Source organism: bacterium (assembly GCA_016702305.1).
GTDB lineage: Bacteria > Electryoneota > RPQS01 > RPQS01 > RPQS01 > JABWCQ01.
Window position 1 is genome coordinate 126,033 of the sequence record JADJEH010000009.1, and the last position, 20,705, is coordinate 146,737.

14 protein-coding genes are annotated in these 20,705 nt (G+C 59.5%); 10 read left to right on the forward strand and 4 right to left on the reverse strand.

All coding sequences use genetic code 11. From position 1 onward, the window contains the following. The first annotated feature begins 3 nt into the window (after positions 1 to 3). The 10 genes from prfB to IPH10_09395 all read left to right on the forward strand — a co-directional run bounded on the left by prfB (position 4) and on the right by IPH10_09395 (position 12,762). Positions 4 to 1,156, forward strand: a protein-coding gene (prfB, locus tag IPH10_09350; GenBank protein MBK6911116.1) for a peptide chain release factor 2 whose coding sequence is annotated in 2 segments (ribosomal slippage) — positions 4 to 69 and positions 71 to 1,156 — 1,152 coding nt in all. Because the reading frame shifts where the segments join, the coding sequence is not laid out codon by codon here. Between the two features lie 22 nt (positions 1,157 to 1,178). Beyond that, complete coding sequence (locus IPH10_09355) at positions 1,179 to 3,233, forward strand: S8 family peptidase (GenBank protein MBK6911117.1); 2,055 nt, start codon at positions 1,179 to 1,181, stop codon at positions 3,231 to 3,233. A gap of 8 nt (positions 3,234 to 3,241) precedes the next feature. Further along, the gene (gene alr, locus IPH10_09360; GenBank protein ID MBK6911118.1) at positions 3,242 to 4,402 is read left to right on the forward strand and encodes an alanine racemase; all 1,161 of its coding nucleotides are present in this window, start codon (positions 3,242 to 3,244) and stop codon (positions 4,400 to 4,402) included. After that, a complete protein-coding gene (locus IPH10_09365) occupies positions 4,399 to 4,953 on the forward strand; it encodes an N-acetyltransferase (GenBank protein MBK6911119.1) in 555 nt (184 codons plus the stop codon). The genes alr and IPH10_09365 overlap by 4 nt, the downstream gene beginning before the upstream one ends. Next, positions 4,946 to 5,722, forward strand: coding sequence for an SDR family oxidoreductase (locus IPH10_09370; protein MBK6911120.1), 777 nt, complete (start codon positions 4,946 to 4,948; stop codon positions 5,720 to 5,722). The genes IPH10_09365 and IPH10_09370 overlap by 8 nt, the downstream gene beginning before the upstream one ends. 114 nt (positions 5,723 to 5,836) lie before the next feature. After that, the gene (locus IPH10_09375) at positions 5,837 to 8,035 is read left to right on the forward strand and encodes a carbohydrate binding family 9 domain-containing protein (GenBank protein MBK6911121.1); all 2,199 of its coding nucleotides are present in this window, start codon (positions 5,837 to 5,839) and stop codon (positions 8,033 to 8,035) included. 68 nt (positions 8,036 to 8,103) lie between these two features. Further along, complete coding sequence (gene lysS, locus IPH10_09380) at positions 8,104 to 9,612, forward strand: lysine--tRNA ligase (GenBank protein ID MBK6911122.1); 1,509 nt, start codon at positions 8,104 to 8,106, stop codon at positions 9,610 to 9,612. A 36-nt stretch (positions 9,613 to 9,648) separates the two neighbouring features. Continuing rightward, positions 9,649 to 10,833, forward strand: coding sequence for an ABC transporter permease (locus tag IPH10_09385; protein ID MBK6911123.1), 1,185 nt, complete (start codon positions 9,649 to 9,651; stop codon positions 10,831 to 10,833). Then, positions 10,823 to 12,289, forward strand: a complete 1,467-nt coding sequence (locus tag IPH10_09390) for a glycosyltransferase family 39 protein (protein MBK6911124.1) — start codon at positions 10,823 to 10,825, stop codon at positions 12,287 to 12,289. The genes IPH10_09385 and IPH10_09390 overlap by 11 nt, the downstream gene beginning before the upstream one ends. Before the next feature lie 2 nt (positions 12,290 to 12,291). Next, the gene (locus IPH10_09395) at positions 12,292 to 12,762 is read left to right on the forward strand and encodes an Rrf2 family transcriptional regulator (protein MBK6911125.1); all 471 of its coding nucleotides are present in this window, start codon (positions 12,292 to 12,294) and stop codon (positions 12,760 to 12,762) included. Between the two features lie 68 nt (positions 12,763 to 12,830). Here IPH10_09395 and IPH10_09400 read toward each other — a convergent pair whose 3' ends face one another. Genes IPH10_09400 through IPH10_09415 form a run of 4 tightly spaced genes read right to left on the reverse strand, consistent with a single transcriptional unit; the run spans position 12,831 to position 20,674 of the window. Then, positions 12,831 to 13,346 (reverse strand): SLBB domain-containing protein, encoded by a 516-nt coding sequence (locus IPH10_09400; GenBank protein MBK6911126.1) that lies wholly within the window; start codon positions 13,344 to 13,346, stop codon positions 12,831 to 12,833. A gap of 17 nt (positions 13,347 to 13,363) precedes the next feature. Further along, positions 13,364 to 14,188 carry a hypothetical protein gene (locus IPH10_09405; GenBank protein ID MBK6911127.1) on the reverse strand — a complete coding sequence of 275 codons (825 nt, stop codon included), beginning with the start codon at positions 14,186 to 14,188 and terminating at the stop codon, positions 13,364 to 13,366. Between the two features lie 7 nt (positions 14,189 to 14,195). Then, positions 14,196 to 15,254 (reverse strand): hypothetical protein, encoded by a 1,059-nt coding sequence (locus tag IPH10_09410; protein MBK6911128.1) that lies wholly within the window; start codon positions 15,252 to 15,254, stop codon positions 14,196 to 14,198. Next, positions 15,251 to 20,674 carry a T9SS type A sorting domain-containing protein gene (locus tag IPH10_09415; GenBank protein MBK6911129.1) on the reverse strand — a complete coding sequence of 1,808 codons (5,424 nt, stop codon included), beginning with the start codon at positions 20,672 to 20,674 and terminating at the stop codon, positions 15,251 to 15,253. Before IPH10_09415 ends, IPH10_09410 begins: the two co-directional genes overlap by 4 nt. Positions 20,675 to 20,705 lie beyond the last annotated feature (31 nt).

A 20,705-nucleotide genomic window follows, 5' to 3' on the forward strand; every position in this document is an offset into this window, starting at 1 on the left:
TGGATGAAGCCTGAAGAATTGTCACAACTGATCGCGGAGCATAAGCCGAAGCTGGACATTCTGCGGAGGTCGCTTTGACTATGCCAAGCGCATAGGGGAGATCGAGAAGCTCGAAGTCCTGGCCGGCGGCGCGGGATTCTGGGACGACCAGGAGCAGGCGCAGAAGGTGCTCAAGCAGATAGCGGAGCACAAGTCGTGGGTTGAGGCGTACCGGCAGGTGGAATCCGCGCTGGGCGACCTCGACGCGATGCGTGAGTTGGCGGTGGAATCGCCCGACGATTTCAGCGCTGCGGATTTGGCGGGCGAAGCGAAAAAGTTCGCCCAGCTCTTTGAAGAATTGGAAACGCGCGCGATGCTGAAGGACCCCACGGACATCAAGAGCGCGATTATCCATATCCATCCGGGCGCGGGCGGGACGGAATCCTCGGACTGGGCCGCAATGCTCTACCGGATGTATCTGCGCTGGACGGAGCAACGCGGTTGGAAAGTAGACCTGCTCGATTTGGAACCGGCGGAAGAGGCCGGGATAAAATCGGCAGTGATCGAAGTGCAGGGCGAATACGCCTACGGCTATTGCAAGGCGGAAACGGGCGTGCACAGGCTCGTGCGCATCTCGCCGTTTGACGCCAATGCGCGGCGGCACACATCGTTCGCGAGCGTGTTCGTGTATCCGGAAGTGGAAGAGGTGCCGGAGATTCAGGTGCGGCCCGAGGATTTGCGGATTGACACGTTTCGCGCGTCCGGCGCCGGCGGTCAGCATGTGAACCGGACGGAGTCGGCGATTCGCATCACGCACTTGCCGTCAGGACTTGTGGTGACGTGCCAGACGGACCGTTCACAGCACCGCAACCGCGACTCAGCGATGAAGGTTCTTTATGCGCGGCTCTATCAGAAATATCTTGACGACGAGCGCGCGAAGAACGCCAACATTGAGAGTTCGAAGACGGATATCGCGTGGGGACACCAGATCCGCTCCTACGTGTTCCAGCCGTATCAGATGGTCAAGGATCACCGGACGGGCGTGGAAACGTCAAACATTCAGAAGGTGATGGACGGTGACTTGGACGAATTTGTGCGCGCGTTCCTGTTGACGGGTGCGCAAGGTAAATACGCGCGATCACGGCAACAGGCTACGACTGAAGACGATGACCTATAACATTTCTCGTGCAGGGAGGAATATGAAGAAAGTGCTGATCGTTCTGTGTTTTTGCATTGCGGCGGCGGCGTTAGGAAAGCCGACGCCCGTGGCGACGGATGGTGAACCGTATTACGCGTTTGTGCCGAATCATGTGCTCGTGGCGTTTTCAAAAAGCACGGCGCAGACGACGATTGACGAGATTATCGCGGGCAGCGGCGGCAAGGTGGGCAGCTATTCCAAACTGCTCGACTTCTATCGCGTGGAAGTGCCAACCGGGGCGGCGGCGGGTGTGCGTTATTTTCGCGCGCAGAACGCCGTGCTGTGGGCGAACTACAATTACCTGTTGACGGCGCTAATGGTGCCGAACGACAATTTGTACACGTATCAGTGGCACTATCCGCTGATCGGTTTGGAACAGGCGTGGGATCTGACGCAGGGCGATCCGTCGGTAAAGGTGGCGGTGCTGGATCAGGGTTTTCAGTTCGATCACGAAGACATGGCCGGCGTGCAGACGGTGAGCGGCTACGATTGGATTGACGAGGACAACGATCCGTCGGAACCCGATCTCGTGGACTCGCACGGTATGCACGTATCGGGAACGATTTTCGCGCGCACCAATAACAACACGGGAATCGCGGGTATCGCTCCGAATTGCCGCTTGATGCCGGTGCGTGTGCTGGACAATTCGGGGTCAGGTTCGTCGGAAGCGATTGCCAACGGGTTCGCGTGGGCGGCGCAGCAGGGCGCGCAGATCGTGAACGCGTCGTTGGGATTCCCGAATCAGAATAATCAGCCGCCGGTAGATCCCGGTCAGCCGCTGTCGGGTGCGATTCAGCAATGCGCGGCGGCGGGTGTGGTGCTGTGCGTGGCGTCGGGCAATGACAACGCTGACTATGTATCGTATCCGGCGGCCTATCCAGCCTGCATCTCTGTCGGCGCGACGGCCATCGGCAATGCCATTGCGCCGTATTCGAACGCGGGCAGCGAATTGGATGTGTGCGCTCCGGGCGGAAATACGGATCAGGACTTGAATCAGGATTCGTACGTTGACGGCGTGCTTTCGACGGTGCGCGACAATACCGGTTCGGACTACTACGTATTCTGGCAGGGAACCTCCATGGCGACTCCGCATGTGGCGGGCGTGGCGGCGTTGTTGATGTCGCGCGGTTGTCCGGCTCATCAGGTGCGCAACGCCTTGCAGAACACCGCGCTCGACTTGGGGCCGGCCGGTTGGGATGTTACCTACGGGCACGGGCGCATCAGCGCGTTGGCGGCGCTGCAATATGATTGGAGCGGCGGCGGCGGTGAAACGGTGCTGTTCGACGGTCCGATGGAAAGCAACAACGAGGGCTGGACGGTGCGCGAGGACGGCAACGACGGCGTGGGTTGGCGTTTTCTTGATTTCGGCAGCGCGGATTGCGGCAATGCAGCGCACGGCGGGCAGAACGGCATCTGGCATGACGACGAGCAGAGTGTCGGGCTGCTCGATGATTGGCTGTTCACGCCGGAGATCAGCGTTCCGGCCAACGCTACGGCCGTGACGTTTTCGTTCTGGCAGCGAAATTGTTTTGTGACGCCGCAATACTACGACCTGCATGCGATCTACTATTCGACCGACGGCGAGGACTTCACGTTGATCAGCGAGTTGGACGACGCGGCGCAGAATTGGGAACAGATTTCGGTGGACGCGGCGGCGCTTGCGGGTGAAGATGTCTATTTCGCGTGGCGCTATCGCGGCGACTATGCGACCGAATGGTTTTTGGATGACGTGCAGGTGACGGCCGTGCTGGGCACGGACGCCGACACACGCGCAGATCTGACGATTCCCATGGCGTTTGTGCTGGAGCACGCCTACCCGAATCCGTTCAACGCGGCGGTGCAAATTCCGTTTGCGGTCAACGCGGCGCGTGAATTGTCGCTGGAAATTTACAATTTGGCCGGACAGAAGGTGGCTACGCTGTTTGAGCACACGCACTTTGCGCCGGGCGCGCAGCGTGTGCATTGGCAGGCCGACGGCCTGGCCAGCGGCGTCTATCTGGTGAAGCTGTCGAGCGGCAAACAGATGCAGACGCAGAAGATCCTGCTGGTAAAATAACTTATCCTGTGACTCCCGAGACTGTCAGTTTGCCGACGGTGCTGGCCGCCGATCATGTGCGGCCGCACCGTCCGACTTACGCGCGCATCTACCGTGATGCGATTGCGGAGAATTTCGCGCGCTTTCGCGAACTGGCTCCGCGGTCGCAGGTGATGGCGGTGGTCAAGGCGGACGCCTACGGTCACGGGCTGTTGCAGTGTGCGCATCTGTTCGGCGAATTGGGAGCGGATGCGTTCGGAGTAGGATTTGTGGAAGAAGGAATCGTCCTGCGGCACGCGGGTGTGCGCGCGCCGATTCTGGTTCTGGGCGGTATCGTCGGCTCGCAGATCAGTCTGTTTCTTGAATATGATCTGGACTTGACGGCGAGTTCCGTGTTCAAATTGGAAGCGATTGAGCGGGCAGCTCAGATTAGCGGCAAGATCGCCCGGGTGCAGATCAAAGTGGACACGGGCATGAACCGTATCGGCCAGAACTTCCGCACGGCGGAGACGCTCCTGCGCGCGGCGAAGCGGGCCCGGCATGTGCAGGTGGCCGGCATCTACTCGCACCTGGCGACTGCCGAGGAGGATGACGAATCATTCGCACGGCTGCAGATGCACCGGTTCGCGGAAGTGAAACGGCTGGCACTGTCGCTGGGTTTTACCGACGCGCGCTACCACTTGGCAAATTCGGCGGGTGCGATCCGCTTTCCGGATGCGCATCACGATCTGATTCGTCCGGGGATCGGGCTGTACGGTCAGCATGCGGCGGCGCCGCTGCAACGAGACTTTCCACTGCGTGCGGCGCACGCTTTGGTAAGTGAAGTGGTCTACGTCAAGGGCGTGCGCCAGGGCGAAGGAGTGAGTTACAACCTGCAGTGGACCGCCCCTGAGAACGTGTGGGTGGCGACGGTGCCGGTGGGTTATGGCGACGGCTATCCCCGCCGCTTGTCCAATCGCGCCAGCGTTCTGATCGGCGGCAAGCGCTATCCGATTGTGGGCACCGTATGCATGGATCAGTTCATGGTGAATTTAGGCCGCGACAAAGTTGAGGTGGGCAGCGAAGTCGTGCTGTGGGGACGGCAGGGCGACGCGGAAATCACGCTGTGGGAGCTCTGCGACGCGGGCGGTTTCATTCCCTATGAATTGCCGATCTATCTTACAGGCCGCGTGCCCCGAGTTTTCGGATGATTCGCCTCGCGACACCGGGTGACGCGGCGGCGTGCCTGAAGATTTACGCCCCAATTATCGAAGCGACGGCCATCAGTTTTGAGACGGTTGTGCCGTCGGTTGAGGAGTTTGCCAAACGCCTTGCCAAGATTCAAGCGCACTACCCCTTTCTGGTGTGGGAAGAAGATGGCGAGGTCTTGGGCTATGTCTATGCCACGCGCTACCGTGAACGCGCAGCCTATGATTGGGTTTGTGAATCGGCAATTTACGTGAGTCCGGCTGCGCATGGCCGTGGCATCGGGCGGCGGCTCTACGAGCGGCTGTTCACCAATCTGCGGGCCATGAACATGATCTCAGTGGTCGGCGGCATTCGCTCGGGCTCTGCGAGTGCGGAGTTTCATCGGCACATGGGATTTGTGCCGGTGGGCACGATTCCGTTCGCGGGTTACAAGTTCGGCGCGTGGCACGACGTGGAGTTTTGGCAGTACTTGCTGGCCGATCCCGTGCCCCTCTCCCCTGCTCCGGTGATCCCGTTCCCGCTGTTGCAGCATCCGGTGAGCGGGCATGCCTAAGACGGCGCTGATAACCGGCGCGTCGAGTGGCATCGGGTTGGAGCTGGCCAAGGTTTTTGCGCGGGACGGAATACATCTTGTGCTGGTTGCGCGGTCTGCGGCAACGCTTCGCGACGTAAAGGCGCAGTTGGAGCGCGATTACGGCGTGTCCGTGACGGCGCTTAGCGCCGATCTGAGCATCCCCGGCGCTGCGTCTTCGCTTCATGCAGACGTTACGGCTCGCCAGATTCAAGTTGACTATCTCGTCAATAACGCGGGCTATGGGCTCTACGGACCTTTTCACCGGCTGGCGCTGGACGACGAGTTGGCGATGCTGCAGCTTAATTGCGCGGCGATGACAGCGCTGACGAAACTGTTCTCGCAGGAGATGCTGGCGCGGGGCACTGGGCGGGTGCTTAACGTGGCTTCGACGGCGGCCTTTCAACCGGGTCCCCTGATGGCCGTGTACTATGCGAGCAAGAGCTACGTCCTGCTGTTGAGCGAGGCGCTGCATAATGAGTTCGCAGGGACGGGGGTAACGGTCAGTTGCCTCTGCCCGGGGCCGACACCGACGGGATTTCAAGGCCGCGCGGGGAACAGCACGTCGGGTTTGTCCGGGCTGGTCTCGACCTCGGCCCAGCAGGTGGCGCGGGCCGGTTACCGGGGCATGCTGCGCGGCAAGTCGGTGATTGTGCCGGGGTTGATCAACAAGCTGCTGGTGTTTTTGGTTCGCTTTGCCCCGCGCACCTTGGTGACGGCGGCATCGCGTTGGACAGCCGAGAGCCGTTAGGGCTTTTGTTCGTTTTTCGCATCGAGACTGACACAAATCGTCGGAATTTCTGCTCCAGTATTCCATGACGGGTCCCTGGAAATTGATTTTGGACTATTCTTGGAAGGAGGGGCAATGCCTCTGGCGATAGTGGTTTTGTTATTGGGTCTGACGGCCGGAATTGCTTTGGCCGAAGAAGACCCCCAGTACATCATGACGGCGGTACGGCGGACTGCGCCGCTCACCATTGACGGTCGGATTGAGCGTGCCTGGCTGACCGGCGCGAAGGCGGACAGCTTCCTCCAGCGGGAGCCGGACTATCCCGCGCCTTCCACGCAGCGTAACGAAGTCTATGTGCTGTACGACCGGGACGCGCTGTACTTCGCGTACATGCTCTACGACACGGCGCCGGACAGCATTCGCGGACAGATTCAGCGGCGCGACAACGACGAGAATTCGGATTTTCTGGATCTGTATCTCGACACGTTTCACGACCACCGTTCCGGGTATTGGTTTACCGTGACCGCGGCGGGCGTGCAGGCCGACGGGACGTTCTACAACGAGAACAACCTGTCCAATTCGTGGGATGCTGTTTGGGAATCGGCGGTGGCCCGCACCGACAGTGGGTGGAGTTGCGAACTGCGGATTCCGTTTCAGATTCTGCGGCATGGCGGCGAGCGCGCGGATGGCTGGGGAATCGCCTTTGCGCGTAAGCTCTACCGCCGCAACGAAGCGAATTTCTGGCCGCCGGTGGATCCGGAAATCGGCTGGCGAGCGACCAAGATCGGCGCCCTCGTGGGCCTGAAGGACATTGCACCATCGGCGCACGTCGAATTGCTGCCGCACGCCGTCGGGCGGTGGGATGCACCGATGAGACAGGACTGGCGGTCTGAGAACGAAGCCGAGAATATCGGCCTCACGATGAAGTACGTTCCCTCGGCGGCGCTGAGCATTGACGGAGCGTATCAGCCCGACTTCGCGCAGGTTGACGTGGACGAAGCGGTGATCAACCTCTCCGACTATCCCGTCTTCTTATCGGAGAAGCGGCCGTTTTTTCTCGAGAACAAAGAGTACTTTGAAGAAACGCCGTATACGTTCGTGTACACGCGCCGCGTGGCCGATCCGGACTACGGCGGCCGTGTGAATTTCCAGCAGGGCAACGCGAAAGCGAGTTTCTTTGCGGGCAAGAACCGTCTGTCGTATTACAACGGCGCAACGGGTCGCGTTGAAGAGAAGCTCCAGGATGCGTTTTTTGGCCGGACGACGTGGAACTCGGGCAAACATCGTTTCGGTGTTACGGGAACGTATCTGAATCAAACCGGTTACACCGCGGGAGCGCTGGGTCTGGACGCGCGGTTTCGCTGGCGTGAACGTGACCGGCTATGGATTTGGGCGTCGGCGGTTGATCGCAGCGGATTTCCCGACCAGCACGCTTGGCGCGTAGATACGCTGCGCGACGAGCAGCCGGTTGAAGGCCGGCTCTCCTACACGCGTGATTTGGGCCCGTTCCGTTTCGACCTTGCCGGAGCCTACCGCGGCACGGACTACGACGTAAACGACCTCGGCTGGGGGGATGCCTCGAATTCGATTCGCGAGTCGTTTTGGGTTGGAGATAACTACTATCTCAACGGGACGTTTTTGCGGAACATTGGCTTCGACGTCAATCAGTTCTATGCTACTCTGTCTGACGGCGAAGCACCGGAAGGCTACGCCAATTGGAACATCTTCGCGACGACGCGCACGAACTGGGAATTCGGTGGGGGCTTGGAATGGGGAACGGATTTCCGCCGAGTGTACCAAGGCCCGACGGGTGGCGAGTTTCGTGACAATTATGGCAGCTTTAACCACGAATTCTATCGCTATTATTGGCACTGGGTGTGGTTGTGGAGCGATCAGACCAAGCCGTTCCGCTACGGATTCGACGGCCGTTACCGCACGTTCCGCGACGGGAATGCCTTCGGGTTTGAACCTGAGATGATATGGCGGCCGCGCTCAAATGTTGAGACTGCGCTTGAAGTGGACTGGACGCAAGTCTGGAATGCGTACGACTTCAACGAGGAGACGGTGGATTTTCGCAACTGGATTTGGAAGATCTCGTGGTCGCCGAGTTTGCATCTTTCGTTCCGTGGTACGCTGCAGTGGATTGAAAAGAGCTATTACAGCGACGAAGGCCTGTCCTTTTCCAATCTGTTGATGTCGTACAACTGGAGTCCGGGCAGTTGGTTCTACCTTGTTTATGACGAATCGGCGCGCAGTCTTGATCCACTTGCGGCGAGCATGCCCGGAGACCGCACGCTGCGCGCGAAGTTAACGTATTTCTTCACGGTGCCGTAAGGCACATTTGGTCCCGCAACTACATTTTACCCCCCGTAATCCCCGAGAGGACTGGGGGGAAAGCCAGAATGACAGAACAACACGATTCGCAAGACCTTTCCGATCTGCTGCGTTTGCGCCGCGAGAAGCTCGACACGCTGCGCAGCCACGGTGTCAATCCCTATCCCTATTCGTTCCGCAAGACGATTCACATCCCCGAGTTGCTCGAGCAATTCGAGTCGATAAAGGAGTCCGAGGAACACAGCGGCCCCGAATTCGCGGTTGCCGGGCGCATCGTATCCGTGCGTATCATGGGCAAAGCGGCCTTTTGTCATGTGCGCGACGAGTTTGGGCAGATGCAAGTTTATGTGCAGCGCGATCGCATCGGAGAAGAGGCGTTCGCGCTGTTTAAGCTCTATGACATCTCGGATTGGATCGGCGTTCGCGGCACCGTATTTTTGACCAAGACGGGCGAAAAATCCATGCGGGCGTCCGCAGTTGAGCTGTTGTCGAAAAGCGTGCGGCCCTTGCCCGTCGTGAAACAGCAGGGTGACGAAGTATTCGACGCGTTCACCGATAAGGAGTCGCGCTATCGTCAGCGCTACATTGACCTCGCGGTGAATCCGGACAATCGCGATATTTTTCGCACACGCGCCAAGGTGATATCCGCGATCCGGGAATTTTTGGACGGACGCGGCTATCTGGAGGTGGAAACGCCCGCGTTGCAGCCTCTCTACGGCGGCGCGCTGGCGCGGCCCTTCATCACGCACTATAACGCGCTCGACCGCACGTTCTACATGCGCATCGCGGATGAACTCTATCTTAAGCGGCTGTTGGTCGGCGGATTCGAGAAAGTCTACGAGATTGCGAAGGACTTCCGCAACGAAGGCATGGACCGGTTTCACAATCCGGAATTCACCATGCTTGAGTTTTACGAGGCGTACGCCGATTTCTCGATGATCATGGATCTGTCGGAAGAACTCTTCCGGCACGTGGCGCGGCGCGCATTGGGTACGACTGAGGTGACCTATCAGGGCAAGACGGTGGATTTCAGCAAGCCGTTCCGGCGTGTACGGTTCTTTGAATTACTCAAGGAAGCGACCGGCAAGGATCTTTTGGGCATTCCGCTCGGTGAATTGGGGCAGATTGCCAAGGGGCACGAAGTCGAAATCACACGCGAGATGGGTGAAGGCAAAATACTCGACGAGATGATGAAGACGCTCGTGCGGCCCAAGTTGGTCGAGCCGACGTTTATCTACGACTATCCGCTGTCGTTGTCGCCGCTGGCCAAGAAGCACCGCGACGATCCGCGTTTGGTCGAGCGCTTTCAGCCGTTTGCCTTGGGCTTTGAGTTGGGCAATGCGTTTTCCGAGTTGAACGATCCGCTCGATCAACGCGAGCGCTTCGAAGCACAGCGCACGCTGAAAGAGGCCGGCGACGAAGAGACGCAGCCGATTGACGACGATTTTCTGTCCGCGCTCGAATACGGCATGCCCCCCACCGGCGGCATGGGCATCGGCATTGACCGCTTGACGATGCTCCTGACGAATCAAGATTCGATCCGCGAAGTAATTTTGTTTCCGCATTTGAGAAGTTAGCATCTGAACACTCCGCTTTTCATCGCTGCGCGTTATTTGAAGGCGCGTTCGCACGGCGGGTTTATCTCGCTGATCACCTATCTATCGGTCGGCGGCGTGACGATTGGCACGGCGGCGCTGGTGATTGTGCTGTCGGTGATGAACGGCTTTGAGACGGAAGTGCGCGCGCGGATATTAGGCGCGGACGCGCATCTGCGGCTGGAGACGTACAATCCCGACGGATTGCCAGCATGGCGGGAAGCGCGCGAGATTGTCAAACAGGAACCCGACGTCACCGGCGTTGCGCCCTATATTTTCGAGAAGGGAATGGTGCGCGCGGGCAAGCGCTCGGAAGCGGCCGCCTTTCGCGGAGTGGATGAAGCGGTCTTGTCCGAAGTGTCCGACCTGCCGCAGCACATGAAGACGGGTGAACTCGCGCTGAAGCGCGACGGCTTGCCGGGGATAGTGCTGGGACGTTTTCTGGCGGAGCGGTTAGACGTTGTGCCGGGCGACACGGTGGTCGTGTTTTCTCCGGCCGGCATCAGCGGTCCGCTGGCCACGCCGCAGGTCAAGCAGTTCGTGTTGACCGGCACATTTCAGACGGGGTTGTTCGAGTTCGATGACGTGCTGGCCTACCTTGATTTGGAAACGGCGCAGAAGGTCTTTCTGCGCCGGGACCGCGTGGACGGACTGGAGATCAGGATTCGCGACATCTTCGCGGCGGATCAGGTGCGCGAACGGATTGAAGAGCGGTTTGACGCGGACTACTTCGTGCGCACGTGGCACGAGTTGCGCGCGACGTTGTACTCGTGGATGAAGATCGAGAAATGGATGTGGACGATTATCCTGTCCATTATCATTCTCGTCGCGGCCTTTAACATTCTTTCGACGTTGATCATGGTGTCCATGGAAAAGCGGCGGGATATCGGCATCTTGAAGGCGATGGGCGCGCGCGACCGCGACATCGCGGCGGTGTTCTCGCTGCAAGGCTTGATCGTCGGCGTCAGCGGCGCGCTGCTCGGCACGCTATTGGGTTTCATTGTGTGTTACGGGCAGCAGCATTACAAGTGGATCGCGCTGCCCTCGGATATCTACTTTCTCGATGCGCTGCCGGTGAAGATGCAGGGACTCGACTTCGCGCTTGTGATTGTCATTGCGGTGTTGCTGGCCTATTTAGGTTCGCTCTACCCTGCGCGGACGGCCGCGCGCCTGTCACCCGTGGAGGCCATTCGTGAAGGATAGCCGCGGCGAAATGCCGCTGTGGCTAATCGGCGCGCTGACGCTCGGGGCGCTGCTGGTGCGCCTGCCGCTGTTGAACTACAGCTTTTATGGTGACGAAGGGTTTTCGCTCCTTCGCGACAGCTCGCAGTTGATCACGGACACGGAAGACCGCTTTCGACCGCTGTTCTTCACTCTGCTCTACTTGTGGCGACAGTTGGGATTCGCCGGGGAGTGGGGACTCCGACTCCTGCCGCTGCTGTTCGGCGTCGCTCAGATTCCCTTGGCCTTTCTGGTGGGGCGCAAGCTCCGGGACGAGCGATTCGGCTGGATTCTGGCCGTGATGTGTGCGGCTTCGCCCATGCTGATCGAGTTCTCGCAAGAGCTGCGCATGTACTCGATGGTGACGGCGATCGCGCTGGCGCAAGCGTGGGTGACGCTGCTGCTTTTTGAGCGCTGCTCGCGGCTGCGGATGCTGGCCTTCGTGTTGATTGCCGCGGCGGGCGTGTACACGCATCTGCTGTATTGGTTCTTCCTTGCGGGAATCGCCATCACCTTTGTGCGTGAGCGTGAGCGGTTTTCGTGGGTTCGCGGTTGGGCGTTGCTGGCCGCGACGGTTGCGCTGTATCTGCCGAACGTGCCGAACCTGCTCAAGTTCATGGCGATTCGCGGCGACGAGTATCCGATGCACTTTGCCAGCGCCGTGCCGAAATTACTGGCCGCGTTTACGGTCGGCTTCAGCTATTTTGATTTGGGCGAGCAGGGCGCGGGCCGCGCGATCGGGGCCAGCACGCTAATGGACAATTTGCCGTTTGTGATTCTGGCCGTCGCTGCCGGATCAGGCGTCGTATGGAAGCTGATTTGGCTGCATGGTCAGCGTGAACAGCGGCAACTGCTTTGGTACGGGCATGAGTGGTTTACGCTGCCGGTTTTGGTGGCCACGCTGGCGAGCGCGGCGACGGGTAAATACTTTTTACAGCCCAAGTATCTGATCTTCGCGCTGCCGTTCGGACTCACGCTGCTGGCGCTCGGATACGACGAAATGCGCAACGTGACGGCACGCAAGCTGACGGTGGCGCTGAGCGCGATCATCTGTGCCGTGGCGATTGCGCACTATTGGCAGCCGTCGCATCACGGACGCAAGGAGGATTGGCGGACCGCGGCGGAGGTGCTCGACACTTCAATTGGTGAGCGGAATGCGCTTGTGCTGCTGCCGGGACACTATCGGCTGTTGGCATACTATGCGCCGGGGATCGAGCGGCGCTGGGAACAGATAGACTTACAGAAGGACGTAGCGCAGGCGGAGCGGCGGTTGGACGAACTGGCCGCGACGAAGCGCGACATATACTATTTGAGGCACGACGTCGTTCAGAATCTGCGGGATCCGGAGGATCGGTTGATCGCGCTACTCAACCGGACCGGGAAGCCGCTTTCCATAACGCAACTCAATCCACGTTTCAAACTTTACCGCTGGGGGTAGCCTTGCTTCTGTCTCGTCCCACCACTTATGCCGTGCGGGCTTTGCTGTATCTCGCGCAGCAGGACCCAAGCATGCCGGTGCTCGCGCCAACGATTGCCGCTGCTGAAAGATTACCTGCGCCATTCTTGGCCAAGCTGTTAAGAACGTTGTCGGAAGCGAAGATTTTGTCATCGAGCCGGGGTCCCGGCGGTGGCTACAAGCTGGCGAAGTCGCCGGATGAAATTACCTTGAATGAGGTTGCGATCCTGTTCGAGGGTCTCGCGTTGGCGCACGAATGTCTATTGGGTTACGGTGTGTGTTCGGACGACACGCCGTGTCCGGTTCACAAGGTCTGGGGTCCGCGCAAGACGTACATGCAGGACTTCATGTGTCAGACGACTATCGGAGCGCTGTTGCGGTTGGAGTCCACGCGTGAAGCGGCGGAGTTGGGCGCGCCGCGCCGTGGCCGCCGCCCAAAGGACGGCGGGCAGTAAGCCGCGCCTGCTGAAAATCGAAAAGGGTCGCCGATGGGCGACCCTTTGTCGTTTCAGACTTGACCGGATCAGTTACCGGCTACAAAGAAGAAGTAGTATACGTTGGCGACGATAGCCATCTGACCGACGACCTGCGCGACGTCCGCCACAAGCTGCCAGGCCGAGCCGTGCACGACGACCGTGTCTTCAGGTTTCAATTGCGGGATTAGCCGTTTGTCTCCCGTCTTGATATACTTGCGGACATTGACCGTCAGCACGTCCTGCTGCGCGTCGGCCTCTTCACGGACAACTTTTACATCAGACAGTCGCGAGCGCGCGCCTGGACCGCCGGCCAAGGACATGAGCGACACGAGGTCAGTCTCGGCCGGAACATAGTACTGGCCGGGGCGCTGCACGCGGCCCCAGATGTTGACGCGAATGAGCAATTCGTTGGCCTCATTCAGGTAGTACTTGCTGCCCTCGCCGACGCGTTTGACTTGCGGGATCTTGTAGGGCACGGCGCCGACTTGCACGTCGCTTTGCGCCAGCGCGCCGAGAGTAAACGACAGGAGCAGGGTGACAAAAAGGAAGCGAGTAAACCTCATGCGGCCTCCGTTGCGGCTCATTCTTGGTAGTTAAAGGTAATGTACTGCGCTGCGCCGGCAAGCGCAACATCGTTAGAATCGGACGCGACCAGACTGACAGCATTGAGCTGCCAGACGTAGGAACAGTCGGGCGTCAGCGTGCCAAACGCGCCGCCTTCACCGAAGGCCACGGAATTGACGTCCGCATACAGTTGCACCTGATAGTCCCATTTGACCGAATCCACGCCGAACCACGCCGAGTAGACGCGGATTTTGTAATACGAAAGATAGGTGCTGGCCCCGCCGATGGGATAGTTCCACGTGAGTCGGAGAGCATCGCCGGTACCCACTGCATTCAGATTGTAGGGATTGTAGAGCAGACGGAAGTAGAGGGAATCACTCCAGTCAGAGCGATTGCCCGCCGTATCCACGGCCTGAACTTGCCACCAGTAGCCTCTGGTGAAACCCTCGGTCGGTGCCAGCAGATTAGCGGGGTCACCGAATTGATCGTCGCCGCGATCTACCCAGAACAGGATCGGATTGTCGAGCAGGTCTACATCCGGCGACAGGTCGGCGATGATCGGCGCTTCACTGGCGACGGTGCCCTCGGACCAGCGGCGCACGCGGTAGCTGCTAAGATCGTCTTCGGAATTGCGGTACCATTCGATGCGGACCCAATAGAATCTTTCAGCGGACGTCGGTTCGGCACGCACTCCGGCCTGTGGATAGGCGTCATCGTCCGTGCGCGGCACGACTACGGGTCGTTGCGGCGGAACATCGTCAGCACTGAGCGTGTCTTCACCGCAACTCCAGACGAGCAGCGCGGCCGCGCCCAGGATGATTAGAATTCGCAGGTGATTCATGGGCGGCTCATTTGAGTTTGATCGAGACGCTGACACGATGGGTTGTTCCCAAGTCGCGGGCATAGTACGCGTAGTCGGCGCTCATGCGCCAGAACGAGACGCCGGCGCCCGCGGACCATTCGTCGTGCCAGAGTCCACCGCGCAGTGAGAGCACGTTTTCGAAATTGTACTCGATGCCCGTGTGACGGCGGCGCTCATAGCGCTTTTCGGTTTCGTAGGCGATTGTCAGTCGGCTGTTGCGTCCAGGCATCTTCTGTTCGAGCGAGACCGAGCTGTAGAAATTGGTGGGAACGGCGTCCTTGACGCCCTCGCCCCAGTCCACTTCCGTGCGCGTGGCGTCTTTAACGACGGCGCCGTAAGACAGCTTGGCGCGCCAATTCTCGAGGATAATTTCATCCAAGGGGAAGCGGAACTGAATACCCGCATCCGCACCGATTCCCGTGGACGAGGCGTCGCCGAGTTTATTGTTTATCAGTTTCAGATTGAGGCCAATCGGCATTTCCATGGGCACGGTGAAGTAGGACCAGCCGAGATCCATGGTGAACTGATTGTACTTGGCGAAAGTGAAGAACAGCGCCGACTCGTTGTCCGTGAAAAGTCCGTCCGGCGCCGCGCCCGTGGCCAGAAGATACTCTTGAACGGAGTTGATATAAACCGTGTCGCCGTCCACGACCACATAGCGGAAGGCCGGCGCCCGGGCGAGTATCTCATTGACGACGTCGTCGTAGTTCGGGTGTGCTTGAATGTCCGGCACGCCCAGCCGAACGTAGTTAATCGCGAACACGGATCCGGTAACGGGCAAGGTGATACCGGTCGAAGAGAAGTTCGCCAGCCCATCCCACAAGTCAGCGTACATGCCGGTGGCTTGAATACCGGTGACGTAGCCCATCCCGGCGGGATTCCAGTAAAAACTCGAACCATCGTAGGTATGCGCCGCCATGGCACCGCCCATGGCAATGCCGCGGGCGCCGACGCCGAGTTCCAGAAACTCACCGGCATATTTGGCGGCGTGAGCCGACGAGCTCACCAGCAGCAGAAGCAGGGCGCTGAGCAGGATGTTTTTCACAGGCGCACCTTGGCCAGCTTGACCGTTTCTTCGATGGTCTGATCGTGATGCTTGGCGATGATGCGCGCGAAGTATACGCCGTTGGCCACCTCTTCACCCTCGTCGTCGCGGCCATCCCAGGTCATCGTGCGGTAGTTGGCGGTGGCCCGTTCGGTATCGCGCAAGGTTCGGATCAGGCGGCCTGAAACCGTGTAGATTTTGATTTGCGTGAAATCATCGGTGACGCCCGTTAACACGTAGGCGATGGTCGTATTGTTGCGGAACGGATTGGGATAGTTGATCGCCCATTCGAAGCCGAACGTGCCGCGCACTTCAAATTGCGCGACGTACGACGAGACGTTGCCATAGTTGTCCGTGGCGCGCACTTCGAGTGTATGCTGACCGTCGGCGAGATCGGGTTCGATCATCGCCGTCAGCGCCGCGGCAGACACGAGGCTCGTGTCATTCCAGGCGATGAGATCGTCCGCCAGCGTATCCCCGTCAAGAATGAGATGGAATGTCTCGCCGGAACGCTGAACGCCCGCCGGATCACGGAACGTCGCAAAAATCTGCGGTCGGTCGGGGACGAGCGCGCCTTGCGTGAAGCGCAACCCGCCCACGGCGAGTTCGATGTTCGGTCCTTGCACGTCGGTTTGGCGGAACAGCGCAAGCTCACCGAGATGCGGAACGCTACCGGTAATACTGAGCTGCCAAACGACAATCGAGTCCAACGACGGATTGCCGGGATTCGTGACGCGGAAGGTATCCACCGGCAGTCTCGTCGTCTGCAAGTTTGTCGCGCGCACCCAATAGTCACGGCGCGGATCACGCGCGAAGACTGCATAGTTATTGACCGGTACGGACGCGCGCAGCGTGTCCCGGCCTTCGAGCTTGAGCGTGACGAACAGCGGCATCGAATCAGACAGCGTGGCCAGCGTGTCGTCGAACATGGCCTTGAAGACGCCGTGCGTGCTCTGGCTGAACGGTGTGCGCAGCCCGAGAGCCTGAAGGCCGAACAGATCCGCTTGGGCCAGCGCACGCGGCTGTGTATAGCCGATGCTCGCGCTGTCGCGCGGCAGCGAGCCGGGCGGCACACGGACATAGAGCGTGTCTCGTTGGGTCATGGACCAGTAGCGATGAGCGCCGACCTGCAAGGGGCGGGCGTAGAAGGTGCCGATGGTCTGCGCCACGGGATAGTACTTGGGCAGCGCAATAGTCACATCACGGCGATTGTTGTTCTCGTTGCTTTCCCGATACTCGTTGTCAGGATCCGCGATGATCGTCAGGTCATAAGCCGCGGGACTGAGGCTTGTGGGCATCCATGCGCCCTGCTCCGCTTCGCCAAAGCCAAGCGTCGAGACGATGTGATCCACGGCAAAGGAGTCGAGCAGAACCCGCACCGTATCACCTGAAGCAAAGTACGTGCAATCACGTACCGTAATCAGGCGGAACTTGACGTCGCCGATATCAGCCGTGGCGGACGAGCGGCTCACGCGGATCGGTTGATAATAGTACGGTCGGCGTCCACCCTGCTCGCCGGGCGACGACGATTGCACGAAAGTCAGATTGAAGTCGGGCTGCTGTTCGAGAGGCAGGTCATAGAAGCTCGATTCGATTTCATCCTGTCCGGTGGGAGTGACGAAGAATTTGATTCGGTAGGTCGCGCCTTCCGTGTCGAAATCGTAGGGGCCGAGCGGTAACGGCGTCTGGAAGTAACCGGGTTCGGTTTGGACCATGTTCACGGTGTCAATCGTGATCGGACCTTGCGCCGGCGTATAAACGCCGCGATAGCGCACACGTTCTACGTCATCCTGATGCAGGATGGTGGCGCTGACGCGGAACTCCTCACCACTGACCGCCACGGGTCCCGGCACGGGTAGGACGTCGAGAATCTGTACATGCTCAAGACTGTCAGCCAGGAAGATGGGCAGGCAGCCAATCGCGCTGCGGCGCGCAATCGGGTCGGTGATATAGACGACGGTCTTGCCGCGCGTTGCCACGAAACGCGGTAGGCCCACCGCCTCAGTCGTGCAGGGCCGCGATTCGCAATCAAGCGGGTCGAAGTCGCGCGGGTCAAAAGCGGGTGTGTGTGTCGAGCGCAGACTGAAGCGGACACGCGTTGTGTCAAATTGAATGGCCTCGATTACATCACCGTTGTACGGCGCGACGTACGCTCGTAAAGCCTGTGACGGCTCCCACGGCGGGTTGATGATCACGCGCAGCGAGTCGGAATTCTCACCGTCGGTCGGGTCGAGGACGTTCGATTCGGCGAATATCTCCGGTTCGATCGTCTCCTTGGGAAGACTGAGACGCAGTCCCGGATCGCCGAGCAGGTTCATCATCATCATCATACCCATCGTCGGCGTGAACGTGACGGGGGTATTCAGCGCACTCCAATAGCGGGCCTTGTTGAACTGGACCGCTTCGCCGATGGTATAGCCGGGCGGCTCAAGGAAGAAATCGAAAAGGTTGCGCTGCATGATCTGACCGGAAATTGCCCAACCGACGCCGGAGGAGCTGTAGAAGCCGATGCCCCCGATGAGATCATTGTTATTGTTGCGCGTGAACATGAACGCCTCACCGAGCACGGCTGACTGACTGCGGTCGTCAAAGGCGCCTACGTAGCAAGTGAAGTTGGTGATGAACGGGAACGAGAGCCGGTTGTTGAGCAGCCGCACGCCGTCCACCTGTATCAGTCGCGCGCCGGACCAGACGCCGCCGCCGCCGTGACCGTTGTAGTTTGCGACGACGCAGCCGTTGCGCAATTCGTCGCGCAAGCGAATCGGTCCCTGTCCGGCGGGGATGCTGTCGAGATAGAGACGCGTGACGTTGTAGCAGCGGTCGCCCTCCGTGAACATACGGATGGCGGGTTCCGAGTAGTTGCGCGAGAAGTTGTTAGAGCCGTCGAAAGTATCGGCAATCATCAGCACATTACTTTGGAACATGCCCTGATAGTCAGGTTCCGTTTCGTATTTGATGATCTTGCCGACATAGGTCTGCAATTCGAGCGGTGTGCGGCACGAAATCCGACCGACGGCGATATCGGGAATAATGTCGGAACCGGGGCCGGAGACACAGCCCATCAGATAGTCGGCGGAGGCCGCGCCGAAGCTCAGCGTCACAGCGGGGAATGACGGAATCTGGTTCCCGGGGACGTTGCCTTCGCGCTGTTCCAAGACGGCGTCGCCAATCAGACAGCAGTGCGTCGGGCGCACATCCCAGTTGTCGTAGGCATACTGCAGGAAGTCATGCACGGCGTACGGCGTGACCAGGCCGCCCGAAAACTGTTCATAGATTTCCGACAGCGGGATGGTCAGCACGGAGTTGTCAAAGCTGATCCGCCGCAGGCTATCCAGAATACGCAGCGAGGTGTCGGCCAGGAATGGATCGTAGGCGATCATGACATACTCCGCGCCCGTGTTATTGCGCAGATCAATCTGAATCGTGTCAGGCTCCATGCGGAACGGCGGGAAGATGTAATTCTCGCCGAAGACCAACACATCCTGCGGCCCGTCGGAAATGATGGGAAAGCGCACGGACCAACTGGCGCTTTCGTCCGCGGGCGTGACGCGGCGCGTGTCAAGCGACGTGAGGCGGGCCTGGCCAAGTTTCCAGACTTGCACGTTCGGCGTACCGAAGCCGCGAATATCATACGCGAACGTGTCGCCCAGCGTCTTGTCGAAGTGGAAGCGGAATTCGCCGTTGCGCGACCGCATGTCGCGTTCGTATTCGAGTTCAAACCAGTTGACCAGTACCTTGTCGAGCGTTCCCGAAAGTTCGTTACCGGGCACGGTCACCGAAAAGGTGTTGATGCCGTTCAGCAGGTCCTCGGTTTGGATGTGGCTGACACCGGAATCGAGTACGGTCTCGAAGATGATCGGCTCTTCGGCAACCCACGACGTGTCCGGATCGGATAGGCTCTGCTTGCCGGCCGTCAGACCGTTATCGGTCAGACCGTTAAGCGAGACCGTTGCGTAGTGATTGAGGATCAGGCCGCCGGGGCTATAGCCGGTCATGCAGGCGCGCACGATGACCGGGAAGAAGCTGAAGGGCGCGTTGGGATTGGGAAAGGGGACGAATTCGTCAAAGTTGCGCGACGTGAGCGCGTCAATGCGATCGCCCCAGAACCAGTTATCCTGAATCAGCGCCAGCGGTCCTTCGCGGGTAAGCCGCGAACTTAGATAAATCGGCGACTGCGACAGTCGGTCGTAGTAACGGTCGCGCTCGAAGTGCATAGTGACACGCACGCTGCGCTCGAGCGAGAGGTTCCAGGTGGGCTGCCACGACCCATTGATCTCACCCAGCCTCATGCCCGGCCGTCCGTCGCCCCAATAGAGCAAATAGCAATTTTCAGCCGAAAACGGGTCCTGATACAGCGACGGGACTTTGTCGAGGTAGGTGCGCTCGTTGCGCTCACCGAAAAACTCGACATAGTCGAAGTCATCGAAGCTGCCATCTTCCTGTCCTTCGACCACAATCGGGATCTCGCGACCCTTATTGTAGACGTGCAGGTCCCATGGCGTTACACGGTCCAGCGGCACGCCCATTAGGTGCATGTACTCACCGGTGAGGCGCACGATGCTGGTTTCGCGGACGTAGACCCGCCAACTGTTGACGTTGTAGATCGGGCCTTCGTGGTCGTCGAGGTTGTCGTGTTCACGGGTTTCCCGCCGATCCGGGATCCGCGTGGGCAGAGCGGATTCGGCGAGGATGCCGAGCATATTACGGAGGGCACGGGACTCAGTCGCACGATCAGCCATCCGCATTTCGTCATTTGACGAATTAGGCAGAAGAATCTGAATTTTTGCCGACTTCAGAATCCGGCCCATTCCGGTTAAAGTATTGACTTGAACTGGTTTTAGGGTCACAGACCGCAACTGGTGACCACGGTAGACTCCGGCCTCGGACACCTCAACATTGCGGTCCGGAGTGAGCTGCGCCGACTTCGGCTGCCGGAGCTGGCGGTCCAAAAGCGAGAGGCCTTCGGACTGCACGCGCGTAATGCCCGCCGCCTCCTCGCTGGGGGCCGAAGGTCGGTCGTCAATAATCCAATCCTCGGGCATCGGCAGGCAGTCGCCGAGGAGTAGCGGGGCATATTCGGGATTGAGCAGGGTCACTGAAACCTGCCCGGGCAAGGCATCGAACACCTCGGACAGGGTCGGGAGGAGAATGACACCCGGCTCATGGGCGAGGTTCGTCCCGGCCATCCGTACCTCGGTGACCTGCCCCGTGACGGGATCGGTGACTGTCTCGGTAGGCGGGGCGTACCACTCGAGGAGGATACGATCCGGGCCGATTTCAAGCACGCGCAGCCCCGGCTCGACCTTTTTCGCAAGCGGTTTGAGCGCCGTCGGCTTCTGCTTGGCGGCTTGGGAGAAGCTCTGCCAAAAGAGGCCCGTCAGCGCAATTAAGACGATAATAATCGGAATCTTAGATTTCATGCTTGCTATAGAGGGTGCCATAAACAAAAAG

Excerpts from the sequence above, each read along its gene's own strand:
- IPH10_09405 (MBK6911127.1), bottom strand. The coding sequence starts at position 14,188 with ATGAATCACCTGCGAATTCTAATCATCCTGGGCGCGGCCGCGCTGCTC.
- IPH10_09365 (MBK6911119.1), top strand. The coding sequence starts at position 4,399 with ATGATTCGCCTCGCGACACCGGGTGACGCGGCGGCGTGCCTGAAGATT.
- IPH10_09415 (MBK6911129.1), bottom strand. The coding sequence starts at position 20,674 with ATGAAATCTAAGATTCCGATTATTATCGTCTTAATTGCGCTGACGGGC.
- lysS (MBK6911122.1), top strand. The coding sequence starts at position 8,104 with ATGACAGAACAACACGATTCGCAAGACCTTTCCGATCTGCTGCGTTTG.
- IPH10_09370 (MBK6911120.1), top strand. The coding sequence starts at position 4,946 with ATGCCTAAGACGGCGCTGATAACCGGCGCGTCGAGTGGCATCGGGTTG.
- IPH10_09375 (MBK6911121.1), top strand. The coding sequence starts at position 5,837 with ATGCCTCTGGCGATAGTGGTTTTGTTATTGGGTCTGACGGCCGGAATT.
- IPH10_09400 (MBK6911126.1), bottom strand. The coding sequence starts at position 13,346 with ATGAGGTTTACTCGCTTCCTTTTTGTCACCCTGCTCCTGTCGTTTACT.
- IPH10_09355 (MBK6911117.1), top strand. The coding sequence starts at position 1,179 with ATGAAGAAAGTGCTGATCGTTCTGTGTTTTTGCATTGCGGCGGCGGCG.